General features: G+C 57.4%; 13 protein-coding genes. 4 read left to right on the top strand and 9 right to left on the bottom strand.

Features of this window, described 5'->3' with window-relative positions; translation table 11 throughout:
* Nucleotides 1–8: 8 nt before the first annotated feature.
* From nrdD to treR, 4 genes are all read right to left on the bottom strand, one after another.
* The gene (gene nrdD / locus Electrica_RS22690; protein WP_141965460.1) at nucleotides 9–2,144 is read right to left on the bottom strand and encodes an anaerobic ribonucleoside-triphosphate reductase; all 2,136 of its coding nucleotides are present in this window, start codon (nucleotides 2,142–2,144) and stop codon (nucleotides 9–11) included.
* 491 nt (nucleotides 2,145–2,635) lie between these two features.
* Nucleotides 2,636–4,291: an alpha,alpha-phosphotrehalase gene (gene treC / locus Electrica_RS22685; RefSeq protein WP_141965459.1), complete on the bottom strand. Its 1,656-nt coding sequence runs from the start codon at nucleotides 4,289–4,291 to the stop codon at nucleotides 2,636–2,638.
* 52 nt (nucleotides 4,292–4,343) lie between these two features.
* Nucleotides 4,344–5,762, bottom strand: a complete 1,419-nt coding sequence (gene treB, locus Electrica_RS22680) for a PTS trehalose transporter subunit IIBC (RefSeq protein WP_100685372.1) — start codon at nucleotides 5,760–5,762, stop codon at nucleotides 4,344–4,346.
* Between the two features lie 129 nt (nucleotides 5,763–5,891).
* A complete protein-coding gene (gene treR, locus Electrica_RS22675) occupies nucleotides 5,892–6,839 on the bottom strand; it encodes a trehalose operon repressor TreR (RefSeq protein ID WP_141965458.1) in 948 nt (315 codons plus the stop codon).
* 179 nt (nucleotides 6,840–7,018) lie between these two features.
* Between treR and mgtL the strand changes: the two genes are divergently transcribed.
* The 3 genes from mgtL (at nucleotide 7,019) to Electrica_RS28505 (ending at nucleotide 10,472) form a co-directional block, all read left to right on the top strand.
* A complete protein-coding gene (mgtL, locus tag Electrica_RS29405) occupies nucleotides 7,019–7,072 on the top strand; it encodes a mgtA regulatory leader peptide MgtL (RefSeq protein WP_155417144.1) in 54 nt (17 codons plus the stop codon).
* Nucleotides 7,073–7,215: 143 nt separating this feature from the next.
* Entirely contained in the window at nucleotides 7,216–9,924 is a 2,709-nt protein-coding gene (gene mgtA, locus Electrica_RS22665) for a magnesium-translocating P-type ATPase (protein ID WP_131049436.1), read from the top strand.
* Between the two features lie 293 nt (nucleotides 9,925–10,217).
* Nucleotides 10,218–10,472, top strand: a complete 255-nt coding sequence (locus Electrica_RS28505; protein ID WP_266095173.1) for a family 20 glycosylhydrolase — start codon at nucleotides 10,218–10,220, stop codon at nucleotides 10,470–10,472.
* Nucleotides 10,473–10,529: 57 nt separating this feature from the next.
* Here Electrica_RS28505 and ridA read toward each other — a convergent pair whose 3' ends face one another.
* The 5 genes from ridA to Electrica_RS22635 all read right to left on the bottom strand — a co-directional run bounded on the left by ridA (nucleotide 10,530) and on the right by Electrica_RS22635 (nucleotide 12,636).
* Nucleotides 10,530–10,916, bottom strand: coding sequence for a 2-iminobutanoate/2-iminopropanoate deaminase (ridA, locus tag Electrica_RS22655; RefSeq protein ID WP_004857278.1), 387 nt, complete (start codon nucleotides 10,914–10,916; stop codon nucleotides 10,530–10,532).
* A gap of 168 nt (nucleotides 10,917–11,084) precedes the next feature.
* Nucleotides 11,085–11,546, bottom strand: a complete 462-nt coding sequence (gene pyrI / locus Electrica_RS22650; protein WP_100685369.1) for an aspartate carbamoyltransferase regulatory subunit — start codon at nucleotides 11,544–11,546, stop codon at nucleotides 11,085–11,087.
* 13 nt (nucleotides 11,547–11,559) lie between these two features.
* Complete coding sequence (gene pyrB, locus Electrica_RS22645; RefSeq protein ID WP_131049437.1) at nucleotides 11,560–12,495, bottom strand: aspartate carbamoyltransferase; 936 nt, start codon at nucleotides 12,493–12,495, stop codon at nucleotides 11,560–11,562.
* Between the two features lie 2 nt (nucleotides 12,496–12,497).
* Nucleotides 12,498–12,557, bottom strand: a complete 60-nt coding sequence (locus Electrica_RS29155) for a pyrBI operon leader peptide (protein ID WP_112150686.1) — start codon at nucleotides 12,555–12,557, stop codon at nucleotides 12,498–12,500.
* The gene (locus tag Electrica_RS22635; protein ID WP_100685367.1) at nucleotides 12,532–12,636 is read right to left on the bottom strand and encodes a pyrBI operon leader peptide; all 105 of its coding nucleotides are present in this window, start codon (nucleotides 12,634–12,636) and stop codon (nucleotides 12,532–12,534) included. The genes Electrica_RS29155 and Electrica_RS22635 overlap by 26 nt, the downstream gene beginning before the upstream one ends.
* Nucleotides 12,637–12,829: 193 nt before the next feature.
* Here Electrica_RS22635 and Electrica_RS22625 point away from each other — a divergent pair, with 193 nt between their 5' ends.
* Nucleotides 12,830–13,282, top strand: coding sequence for a YhcH/YjgK/YiaL family protein (locus Electrica_RS22625; RefSeq protein WP_141965456.1), 453 nt, complete (start codon nucleotides 12,830–12,832; stop codon nucleotides 13,280–13,282).
* The last annotated feature ends 60 nt before the right edge of the window (nucleotides 13,283–13,342 follow it).

Genomic DNA, 13,342 nt, shown 5'->3' with positions numbered 1-13,342 from the left:
TGGCGAGATTAGCCGAGTTGACCGTTGCCGAGATGTTTGACGCGGCGCTTCACCTCTTCCTGTTTACCGGCGTTGAACGGACGGGCGTCCGGGCTGCCGAGATAGCCGCACACGCGACGGGTCACCGACACCCGTGCCGCATCGTGGTTGCCACATTTCGGGCAGGTAAAGCCTTTACTGGTACATTCGAACTCGCCGGTAAAGCCGCACTCATAGCACTCGTCGATCGGCGTGTTGGTTCCGTAATAGGGGACGTGCTGGTAGCTGTAATCCCAGACATCTTCCAGCGCCCTCAGGTTATGCTGGATATTCGGGTACTCGCCGTAGCAAATGAAGCCGCCGTTGGCCAGCGGCGGATACGGCGCTTCGAAGTCAATCTTGTCGTACGGATTAACCTTTTTTTCCACATCGAGGTGGAAACTGTTGGTGTAGTAGCCCTTATCCGTTACGCCCTCAATAACGCCAAATTCGGCGGTATCAAGACGGCAGAAACGATCGCAGAGGTTTTCGCTCGGCGTGCTGTACAGGCTGAAGCCGTAGCCGGTCTCTTCTTTCCAGCGGTCGACGGCGTCACGCAGACGCTGGACGATGGCGACGCCTTTTGCACGCAGCGCATCGCTGTCGTACATGTGCTGATTACCCGACAGCGCGTTGATGGTTTCGTGGATGCCGATATAGCCCAGCGAAATGGAGGCGCGACCGTTTTTGAAGATCTCTGACACCTCGTCGTCGGCATTCAGGCGTACGCCGCAGGCGCCTTCCATGTACAGGATCGGCGCCACGCGAGCTTTCACCCCTTCCAGGCGAGCGATGCGCGTCATCAGCGCTTTGTAAGCCAGATCCAGACGGTTATCCAGCAGCTTCCAGAACGTCGCTTCATCCCCTTTGGCTTCCAGCGCAATGCGCGGCAGGTTCAGGCTGATCACGCCGATATTGTTGCGGCCATCGTGGATCTGCTCGCCGTTTTCTTCATACACGCCGAGGAAGCTGCGGCAGCCCATTGGCGTTTTAAACGAACCGGTGACTTTCACCACCTGATCGTAGTTGAGGATGTCCGGGTACATCCGTTTGCTCGCGCACTCCAGCGCCAGCTGCTTGATGTCGTAGTTCGCATCGCCGAACTTGTGGTTCAGGCCGTCGCGAATGGCGAACACCAGTTTCGGGAACACCGCGGTTTTGCGGTTTTTGCCAAGACCAGCGATGCGGTTACGCAGAATCGATTGCTGAATCAGGCGGGATTCCCAGCTGGTGCCGAGACCAAAGCCAAAGGTGACGAACGGCGTCTGCCCGTTGGCGGTATGCAGAGTATTGACTTCGTACTCCAGCGACTGGAAGGCGTCGTAGCACTCTTTCTCGGTGCGCGAGCGGGCATAGCCTTCCACATCAGGGATCTGCCACTGTTCGGCGATTTTACGGTGCTTGTTGCAGCTTTCTTTGACGAACGGCGCCAGCACTTCATCGATGCGGTTAATGGTGGTGCCGCCATAAATATGGCTGGCGACCTGGGCGATAATCTGCGCCGTCACCGCCGTGGCGGTGGAGATCGATTTCGGCGGTTCAATCTCCGCGTTGCCCATTTTAAACCCGTGGGTCAGCATACCTTTCAGATCGATAAGCATGCAGTTGAACATCGGGAAGAACGGCGAATAGTCGAGATCGTGGTAGTGAATCTCACCGCGCTCGTGGGCAAGCACCACATCGCGCGGCAGCAGATGCTGACGGGCATAGTGTTTGGCGACGATCCCGGCCAGCAGGTCGCGCTGGGTCGGGATGACTTTACTGTCTTTGTTGGCGTTTTCGTTGAGCAGGGACGAGTTGGTTTGTTCAACCAGACCGCGAATCTCCTGGTTCAGGCGGCCGCGTTTTTCACGCTCGATATCGCGGTCGTGGCGATATTCGATATAGGCGCGGGCCAGCTGTTTCCACGGCCCTGACATCAGCTGGTTCTCAACGGCGGTCTGAATCTCGTTGATATCAACCTGGCTACGGCCCTGCATCTGCTGGCTAACGACTTCTGCGACGGTGGCGCAATAGTCTGCGTCATCGACTCCCGCTGCTTTAGCTGCACGCAGAATTGCTTCTTGAATGCGCTCAGATTTGAACGGCACTTTACAGCCATCACGTTTCATCACATGCGGTGTCATGATCACTCCATACTTTATAAAACAGGTTATCCACAGAGGCGGAAGAATCACCGGCGTCGCCGGGGCTATACCTGCCGCCGTTTTACGTCGGTTCCGGCCCTTTTTATCCACATCCCACCACCGCCACAGAACGATGGGATGTGCTGACATAATAGACGATTAATACAAGATGTAGGGCCGGGATGCATTCTAAATTCTATATGTAGTGATTTGCATCAAAGATGTTTGCGATTTTATTGATGCAGAACAAAGTAAAAAGGTGAGAGTACGGATGGTGGGCGCTGGGACTTATGTAAATTTATCTGACTATAAAATAAGCAAAAATTGGCCTGGAGGGCGGAAGTATTCAGGCCGGAAATACCGTGCCTCAAACCATCACGGTGGCGTTGAGTCAATCGACCTGCTGCGGCAGGGGATAGCGTGCCGGTTGCGGGCTACGGGCCCGGCAAAGTTGGCCGACCCGTAGCCCGGTAAGCGCAGCGCGCCAGGGCTTATTCCTGTAACCACCATACCGCTTCAAACGGCCGCAGGGTCATGGCGGCAGGGCGATTCGCCGCTTCCGCGTAATTGCTTATCAATACCTGCCAGTCGCCGTCCGCCTCCTCCGGCTGCCAGCCCTGGAACTCGCGGCTCAGGTTTGCCGCGACGACCAGCGTTTTCCCTTGCCACTGGCGGCGATAGCACCACAGCGACGGATGCTCAGGCAGCAGATCCTGATAGTCGCCCCAGGTCAGCACCGGCGTGGTTTTACGCAGCGCAATCAGCTGCTGATAGGTGTAAAAGACCGAATCCGCATCCGCCAGCGCCGCCTCGACGTTGATCGTCTGATAGTTATCGCACAGCGCAATCCACGGTTCACCGGCGGTAAATCCACCCTGCTCGCGAGCGTTCCACTGCATCGGCGTGCGGCTGTTATCGCGCGATTTACTCGCCAGAATCGCCAGCAGCTCGTCGGGTGCCTGGCCCTGCGCCGAGCGCTCAATAAACATGTTATGGCTCTCGAGGTCGCGATACTCGTCGATCTGCGAGAAGTGCGGATTGGTCATGCCAATCTCTTCGCCCTGATAAATGTAGGGAGTGCCCTGCATGCCGTGCAGGACCATCGCCAGCATTTTTGCCGCCGCTACCCGATATTCGCCTTCATCGCCAAAACGCGACACGATGCGCGGCTGATCGTGGTTACACCAGAACAGCGCATTCCACGCCCGGTTGTGCATGCCCTGCTGCCAGTGGCTGAACAGCGCTTTCAGCGCCACGTAGTCCGGGCGCGCGAGGGTCCATTTTTCACCGCCGGGATAGTCCACCTTCAGATGGTGGAAGTTAAAGGTCATCGACAGCTCGCGACCGTCCTGTGCGGCATATTGCTGGCAATGTTCCAGTGAGGTGGAGGACATCTCGCCGACCGTCATCAGATTACGCGGCGTGAAGACATCGCGGCTCATCTCCTGCAGGAATTCGTGGACCCGCGGACCGTCGGTATAAAAACGGCGGCCATCGCCCTGGGTATCCGAGGGGAAGGTTTGATCTTTCGAAATCAGGTTGACCACATCGAGCCGCAGGCCGTCGACGCCGCGGTCGGCCCAGAACTCGCACACCTTTTTGAGTTCCGCGCGCACGGCCGGGTTTTCCCAGTTGAGATCCGCCTGTTCCGGCGCGAACAGATGCAGGTAGTACTGCCCGCTCTCTGCGTGCCACTGCCAGGCGTTGCCGCCAAACTTCGAGCGCCAGTTATTGGGCGGCGTCGTCGGTTCGCCATCGCGCCAGAGATAAAACTGGCGGTACGGGCTCTCTTTGTTTAACGACTCGCGAAACCAGGCATGGGCGGTAGAGGTATGGTTGAAAACCATATCCAGCACGATGCGGATGCCGCGGGCTTTCGCCTCGGCCACCAGTTCGTCGAAATCATCCAGCGTGCCGTAAGCGGGGTCGATGGCGGTATAGTTCGCCACATCATAGCCGTTATCGACCTGCGGAGAGACGTAGAAGGGCGTCAGCCAGATGGCGTCCACGCCAAGTTTTTGCAGATAGTCGAGGCGCGAGGTGACCCCACGCAGATCGCCGGTCCCGCTGCCGGTCGTGTCCTGGAAACTCTTCGGATAAATTTGATAAATAACGCCGTTTTGCCACCAGTGGGGGAGGGTATTCATATCGCTTTCCTGCTACAACGAAGGGGGCGCCAGCGCGCCCCGGAAGAAAAAATCAGACAATCTGTAACGTGCCCTGACGGAACTTACGCTGATAGACGACGGTGGTGAGCACAATCGGTACCACGACCGCGATGACCATCGCTAAACCGTACACCTGCCAGTAAGTCGGCTGAATGGAGAGAATGCCCGGCAGGCCACCGACGCCAATCCCGTTCGCCATCACGCCGTTCAGGCCGCACAACAACCCGGCAAGACCAGAGCCGATCATCGCGCAGAGCATCGGGAAGCGGTATTTCAGGTTGATCCCGTACATCGCCGGTTCGGTGACCCCGAGGTAGGCCGAGATAGCGGCCGGGACCGAGATCTCGCGTTCGTTCTGTTTGCGGCTGGCGATAATAATGCCGACCACGGCCGACGCCTGGGCGATGTTGGACAGCGCAATCAGCGGCCACACCGGCGTACCGCCCATGCTTTGAATCATCTGCATATCGATAGCCAGCGTGGTCTGGTGGACCCCGGTAATGACCAGCGGTGCGTAGAGGAAGCCGAACAGCGCGGCGCCAATCGGCGCGAAACTGCCGGTCATCAGGTGGCGCACGGCAAAGGCGACGCCGTCGCCGATCATCCGACCAAACGGACCGATAAAGGCGTGGGCGAGGAATACCGCCAGAATCAGCGAGCAGACCGGCACCACCACCAGATACAGATAATCAGGGACCATGCGTTTCAGGCGCGTTTCGATAAAGCCGAGCGCCAGACCCGCCAGCAGCGCCGGGATGACCTGCGCCTGATAGCCGACCTTCGCAATCGTAAACAGACCGAAGTTCCACACTTCCGGCACCTGCTGGCCCAGCAGATAGGCGTTCATCAGTTGCGGAGAGACCAGCGTGACGCCGAGCACGATGCCGAGGATCGGCGTGCCGCCCATTTTCTTCACCGCGGACCAGCAGATACCGACCGGCAGATAGAAGAAGATGGCTTCGCCAATCAGCCACAGGAAGTCATAAAGGGTTTTCAGCGACGGGTGCATTTGCGCCAGCGTCTGCCCGTTGCTCATCGGCAGATCGCCGATCACGTTACGGAAACCGAGGATCAGACCGCCGCTGATCAGCGCCGGCAGCAGCGGGAAGAAGATCTCGGCAAAGTGCGAAATCAGCTGCTCGTGCCACTTCATGTTTTGCCGCGCGGCCTGTTTCGCCTGCTCTTTATCGGCAGAGGCTTTGCCGGTGGTGGCCAGCAGGGCTGTGTAGTAATCGCCGACGTCTGTGCCGATCACCACCTGGAACTGCCCGGCGTTGGTAAAGCAGCCCTTCACCATGCGCAGTTGTTCAATTTCTTTCGGTCTGGCGATGGCCGGGTTATTCAGCACAAAGCGCAGACGGGTAATACAGTGACTGACGGTGGCAATGTTATCGCGCCCGCCGACCAGTTCGATTAATTTATCGATGTCCTGCTGATTTACTTTACTCATGATGAGGCCTCAAAACAGAGGGGAGAGATTGCGTAATGACCTGAGACGAATCCTAACCGCTCCGTTCAACTTTCAAAATGGGAACGTTCCCGAAACGCAGCAACGATCACATAAATCCCACAAACGGGCTTAAATCAGCGCGGCGGGGATGACGATTTGACGAGGTTCAGCGTGGCCGCCGATCTGGGCGATCAGCTGCTGGGCCGCCTGGCGACCGGCCTCGGCGTAACCGGGATTCACGGTGAGGATTTCCGGATGGAGGAACTTCATCAGCGGCGTACTGCCGACGCTGGCGACCTGCAGATGTCCAATGCGTTGCTCTTGCAAATACTTGCTGGCGCCGAGGGCGAGGGTATCAGTCGCGCACACCAGCGCGCTGGTATCGGGGGTCAGAACGCTGGCGACATTTTCATAACCCTGTTTCATGGCCAGGCCCGGCAGGGCGGCGGACGGAGTCAACCGATGCTGCTCACAAAAATTGAGGTACGCCTGATGGCGGCGCTGCCCGGTGGTGACGTCGCTATGCGGCACCCCGAGGAAGCTGATATGCCGATGGCCGTCATCGTACAGGCGCTGCATCAGCATGTTCACCGCGCCGTTGTCATCGTAGCAGACGGAGGCGAACCCCGGCGCATCGCGGGCCAGCAGCACCATCAATTCCCGCCACGGCGTCAGCATCTCTTCGCTAATACCGGTAAAGCCGAACAGCACCACGCCGTCGATATGGCGGCGGGCGAGGATCCCCAGGTGTTCGTTGACCAGCGCGGGAGAAAACTGGCTTTCCATCATAATCGGATCGTAGCCCTGCTCGTAAAAGGCGGGCAGCATCGTCTGTACGGCAAGGTTTTCCGACAGCGAGTCCAGACGGGTGACGATAATGGCAACCACTTTGTCGCTTTGACCCCGCATCGCCCGCGCTGAACGGGAGGGCGAGAAGCCGTGCTGCTGCATAACCGCCTCGACCCGTTCACGGGTGCGCTCATTGACGCCGCTTTCGTTATTGAGCACGCGGGATACCGTCGATTTCCCGACGCCGCTTAAGCGCGCGATATCTTTGATGGTCAGCCGGTTTTGCATGCAGAGGTCTCGTCGTAGTCCGCCAGAAGTGAGCCTAATGCTACTCAACCAAACCGCAATGAGCAAAGTCTGGTTTACGTCTTGTTTAGTTACGCGGGGTTATCATTCCGACAGTGGCGATAAAATGCCTGTTGCTCGCGGTTCTCTCGCGCCGCTTTTACTCACTTACCGGAGATTATATGGACCCCGATCCCACTCCTCATCCTCGATGGAGTTACATCCTTTTCCGGTAAGCCTGCTTAACACTGCTTTACCGGAAGCGTAAAGCAGTGACGTCCTTGATGTCCCTGCCATAAAAAAATAATACCTGACGGGTAAGGTTCTCGTACCTGTCTGTTTTGCCGCGTTCGCCTGTGCGAGCGTGGAGGGACTGTTTATGCTGAAAAATATCACCCGGCAGCTGTTTACACAGCTCAGCCGCCATTTGCCGCGCCGACTGGTGCAGCGCGATCCGTTACCTGATGCCCGCAATCTGGCCACTGCGCCGATTCCGGATTCGCTGGGTAAGCACTGCCTGAACGTCGCGGCGATGGACGAAAATGAAATCTGGCGCGCCTTCGAAAGCCACCCGGAAGGGCTTAACGACGCCGACGTAGCGCAGAAAATTGCCCGCTATGGCGATAACCAAATTCCGGCGCAAAAACCGGCACCGTGGTGGGTGCATCTCTGGACCTGCTACCGCAACCCGTTCAACCTGCTGCTGACCGTGCTGGGCATCGTCTCGTATTCGACGGAAGACCTGTTTGCCGCGGGAGTGATTGCGCTGATGGTGGGGATCTCCACGCTGCTCAACTTCATTCAGGAAGCCCGCTCGACCAAAGCGGCGGATGCGCTGAAGGCGATGGTCAGCAACACCGCGACGGTGCTGCGGGTGGTCAACGAACAGGGCGAAAGCCGCTGGTGCGAACTGCCGATTGACCGCCTGGTGCCAGGCGATATCGTCAAGCTGTCGGCCGGGGATATGATCCCGGCGGACCTGCGTATTCTCCAGGCGCGGGATCTGTTCGTGGCCCAGGCGTCGCTGACCGGTGAATCGCTGCCGGTTGAAAAAGTGGTGCGCAGCCGCGACCCGCAGCAGAGCAATCCGCTGGAGTGCGATACCCTGTGCTTTATGGGCACCAACGTGGTGAGCGGATCGGCGCAGGCGATGGTCTTCGCCACCGGCGGCAACACCTGGTTTGGTCAGCTGGCCGGACGGGTTAGCGAGCAGGAGAGCGAACCTAATGCGTTCCAGAAAGGCATCAGCCGCGTCAGCATGTTGCTGATCCGCTTTATGCTGGTGATGGCGCCGGTGGTGCTGCTGATTAACGGCTATACCAAAGGCGACTGGTGGGAAGCCGCGCTGTTTGCCCTTTCGGTAGCGGTGGGCCTGACGCCGGAAATGTTGCCGATGATTGTTACCTCAACTCTGGCGCGCGGGGCGGTAAAGCTGTCGAAACAGAAAGTCATCGTGAAGCACCTCGACGCGATTCAGAACTTTGGCGCGATGGACATCCTGTGCACGGATAAAACCGGCACCCTGACTCAGGATAAAATCGTACTGGAAAACCATACTGATATTTCCGGTAAGGTCAGCGAACGGGTTCTGCATTGCGCATGGCTGAACAGCCACTATCAGACCGGGTTGAAAAACCTGCTCGATAAGGCGGTGCTGGAAGGGGTGGATCTGGAGGCGGCACGCCAGCTTTCTGAACGCTGGCAGAAAGTCGATGAGATTCCGTTCGACTTCGAACGTCGCCGTATGTCGGTGGTGGTGAGTGAACAAGACGGCGTGCATCAGCTGATCTGCAAAGGCGCGCTGCAGGAGATCCTCAACGTCTCGACCCAGGTGCGCCACAACGGTGAAATCGTGCCGCTGGACGATACCATGCTGCGCCGTATCAAACGCGTCACCGATACTCTCAATCGCCAGGGGCTGCGCGTAGTGGCGGTGGCGACCAAATATCTGCCCGCGCGTGAAGGCGACTATCAGCGCATTGACGAGTCCGATCTGATTCTCGAAGGCTACATCGCCTTCCTCGACCCGCCGAAAGAGACCACCGCCCCGGCGCTGAAAGCGCTGAAGGCCAGCGGGATTACCGTCAAAATTCTCACCGGCGATAGCGAGCTGGTGGCGGCGAAAGTGTGCCATGAAGTGGGGCTGGACGCCGGCGAGGTGGTCACCGGTAGCCAGATTGAAGGTATGAGCGATGACGAGCTGGCGACGCTGGCTAAACGCACGACCCTGTTTGCACGTCTGGCGCCGTTACATAAAGAGCGCATCGTCACGCTGCTTAAACGCGAAGGCCATGTGGTCGGCTTTATGGGCGACGGCATCAACGATGCTCCGGCGCTGCGCGCGGCGGATATCGGTATCTCCGTGGATGGCGCGGTAGATATTGCGCGCGAGGCCGCGGATATCATCCTGCTGGAAAAAAGCCTGATGGTGCTGGAGGAGGGGGTGATCGAAGGTCGCCGCACTTTCGCCAACATGCTGAAGTACATCAAAATGACCGCCAGTTCGAACTTTGGTAACGTCTTCAGCGTGCTGGTGGCGAGCGCCTTCCTGCCGTTCCTGCCGATGCTGCCGCTGCACTTACTGATCCAAAACCTGCTGTACGATGTATCCCAGGTGGCGATCCCGTTTGATAACGTCGACGACGAGCAGATTCAAAAGCCGCAGCGCTGGAACCCCTCGGAACTGGGGCGCTTTATGGTCTTCTTTGGCCCGATAAGCTCAATTTTCGATATCCTGACCTTCTGCCTGATGTGGTGGGTGTTCCATGCCAACGTGCCGGAAGCCCAGACGCTGTTCCAGTCGGGCTGGTTTATTGAAGGGCTGCTGTCGCAAACGCTGATTGTGCATATGATCCGTACGCGGCGGATTCCGTTTGTGCAGAGCCGCGCCGCGTGGCCGCTGTTTGCCATGACGATGGTGGTGATGCTGATTGGTATCGCCCTGCCGTTCTCGCCGCTGGCGGGCTATCTGCAACTCCAGGCCCTGCCGCTGAGCTACTTCCCGTGGCTGATTGCCATTCTGGCAGGCTACATGACGCTGACGCAGATGGTGAAAGGCTTCTACAGCCGTCGCTACGGCTGGCAATAACCCGTCTTTGTGCCGACCGCTCTCCCTCAAGGGAGGGCGGTCTTTTGGGCCTTTCTCTTAAATTTCAGAAAGTTGTGAACCCCGCCGTCCCCTTGGCTTGACGCTCTTTTGCGCGCATGTTAACCCAATGTTTTGCTTTTTTTGGCCCGTCATCAACAGGAAAACTTATGCTGAACTCTGTGCGTTATGGCCTGCTGACCAGTTGATGCAGAACGGCGCTGAAATACGGCGATTCCTGACGTCACGATTGATGGCGCGCCCGCGGGCTGCTGCTGGATTCCGCTCGCCACGTCATGCCGCTGGAGGCGATCAAGCGCCAGATTGACGGCATGGTAGCGGCCAGGCTGAACGTCTTCCTCTGGCATCTGACCGACGATCGGGGCTGGCGCTTTGCCTCCACGCGCTATCTGAAACGGCAACAGAAGGCCAGCGACGGGCTGTTTTATACTCAGGCGCAGCTGGACGAGGCGGCGAAAACGCGGGATGAGCTGGCGATCGCGGCGGTGTATTCGCTGGAGAAACGGCTGCGGGCGACGAAGGTCGAGTAGTAAAACTCCCTCACCCGGCGCAGGGGGAAAAGCGTATGGGTGAGGGGGAAGCGAGGATTAGCGACGGATAGCGATCGCTTCGATCTCGATCTTCACATCTTTCGGCAGGCGAGCCACTTCAACGCAGGAGCGCGCCGGGAAGGTCGCGTGATGTTCGGTGAAGAACGCTTCATAAGCGGCATTCACGGTGGCGAAGTCGTTCAGATCTTTAACGAACACGGTGGTTTTAACAATATCGCCGACTTTCAGGCCAGCGGCTTCAACGATAGCTTTGACGTTGTCCAGAGACTGACGTGCCTGAGCGGCGACATCTTCCGGCACGCTACCGGTTTTCGGATCGACGGGGATCTGGCCGGAGGTGATGATCATGCTGCCCAGATCGACGCCCTGAACATACGGGCCGATGGCTGCCGGTGCATTTTCCGTCGCGATAGTTTTAGACATGAGTTCTCCTGAATAACAGCATTATTAAATGGGGAGGCAAAATCCTTCGAGTTGCATCGACGCGACAAGGGGCGAAGCGCCCGCACGGCCGACAAAGAAGCAGCTTGAAGGATAGCGCGTATGGAACCCGGCCATTATAGGGAGCCGGGTTGCCAATACCAACCTCAATTAGTTGGCCAGAACGACATAGTGCGAAAACTCTTTTTCGCAATATTTGCACTTCAGCGCGATATCGTTTTCGCGCTTTTTCACCGCAAAGCTGGAGGAAACCGGCTCGGCGTGGCTGATGCAGTTACTGTTCGGGCAGACCAGTACGCTGTTAATCCGATCCGGCAGATTCGGGCGTGACTTACCGACTACTTCATAATCATCGATGCGGTTGACCGTCGCCTGCGGCGCATACAGGGAGAGCTGGTTGACCTGCTCGTCGGTGAGGAAGGTGTTTTCGATTTTGATTAAATCTTTGCGACCCATCTCGCCTGACGGCAGGTTCAGGCCGATGGTGATACGCTGATCGGTTTCGGTCAGTTTGAACAAGGTCAGCAGTTTAAAGCCCACCTGCGCCGGGATGTGGTCGATAACGGTGCCGCGTTTAATGGCTTCTACCTGTAATTTATTGTCGTGTGTCATCTCTTTTTCCCCCTTAGAGTGCCAGATCGCGATTTAGTACCAGCGCCAGTAACGCCTGGCGGGCGAAGATGCCGTTGCCGGCCTGCTGGAAGTACCAGGCGTGCGGCGTTTTATCGACATCGGTGGTGATTTCATCAATGCGCGGCAGCGGGTGCAGCACTTTCATATTGTCACGGGCGCCTTCGAGGTCGGCGGCGCGCAGGACAAACTGCGCTTTCACGTTGGCGTATTCCGACGGGTCAAGACGCTCTTTCTGCACACGGGTCATGTACAGAATATCCACCTCTGCCATCACCTCTTCAAAGGTGCTGTGCAGGCTCCAGGCAATCCCTTGTTCATCCAGCATATCGAGGATGTACTGCGGCATCGCCAGCGCGTCCGGGGCGATAAAGTAGAAGCGGTTGCCGTTAAATTTCGCCAGCGCCTGGGTCAGCGAATGGACGGTGCGGCCATATTTGAGGTCGCCGACCATCGCGACGTTGAGGTTTTCCAGACGGCCCTGCGTTTCCTGGATGGTGAAGAGATCCAGCAGGGTCTGCGTCGGGTGCTGGTTAGCGCCATCGCCGGCGTTGAGTACCGGGATGCCGCCGGAAAATTCGGTCGCCAGGCGCGAAGCCCCTTCCTGCGGGTGACGCATGACGATGGCGTCAACGTAGGTGCTGATAACCGAAATGGTGTCGGCCAGGGTTTCGCCTTTTTTGCCCAGCGAAGTGTTGCTGCTGTCGGAGAAGCCCACCACGCTGGCGCCGAGGCGGTGCATCGACGTTTCAAACGACAGGCGGGTACGGGTCGAGGCTTCAAAGAAACAGCTGGCGATAACCTTATGCTTCAGCAGTTCCGGCTGTGGGTTGGCTTTCAGTTTTGCAGCGGTCGCCAGGACCAGTTCGAGGTCTTCTCGGCTGAGATCGTTTATGGAAATGATATGTTTTTGATATAGCGGGTTAGCCATGTTTATCTCCTGACGCCTGGGCAAAAAAAAAGCCCCTTAAATAAGGGGCTTCGAGAATTTATTGAGCAACGGAAAGAAAAACGCTACGCCAGCGCCTGTGTTCAGACGCGGTAAAACAGAATGTCGTACGCAGTAGACCATGCTTCCTCCCGGCAAATCGACCGGCATTATACGCAGCTCAAATTTCGGATCAAGCGATTAGTACACAAACAGGTAAACGATTGCTTCGATAAGTCTGCGTCAGTACAAAAAACCGCAAAAAAGATGTGGTATGGTAGTGTCAAGGGGCGTATAAAACAAAAAATGAAAAGCTGTTTTATCTTTGAGGGGTATTATGTTCGTTGGTCACATTCACCATCTGCAGGCCTGGCTGCCGGACGCGTTGCGCCAGGCGATTGAGCACGTTAAAGCGCACGTTAGCGAAGAGACGCCGCCCGGCAAATACGATATTGACGGTAATAACGTGTTTTATATGATTTCGGAAGATACGACCGAACCTCTTGTCGCCCGCCTCGCGGAATACCACGCGCACTATCTGGATATCCAGATAGTGCTACGCGGTCAGGAAGCCATGACCTTCAGCACCCGACCTGCCGGCGCACCGGACATCGACTGGCTGGCGGAGAAAGATATTGCGTTCCTGCCGGCCGGCGAACAGGAGAAAACCGTCATTCTGAACGAGGGTGATTTTGTGGTCTTTTATCCGGGAGAAGTGCATAAGCCGCTGTGTGCCGTGGACGAACCGGCCAAAGTGCGTAAGGCGGTAGTGAAGATGCTGATGGCGTAAAAATCCCCCGGTGGCGCTACGCTTACCGGGGCTACGGGAGAGGTAGCCCGGATAAGCGTC

Source organism: Klebsiella electrica (assembly GCF_006711645.1).
GTDB classification, from domain to species: Bacteria; Pseudomonadota; Gammaproteobacteria; order Enterobacterales; family Enterobacteriaceae; genus Klebsiella; species Klebsiella electrica.
The sequence above is the reverse complement of the archived record's forward strand: the minus strand, read 5'-3'. Positions and strand labels throughout refer to the sequence as shown.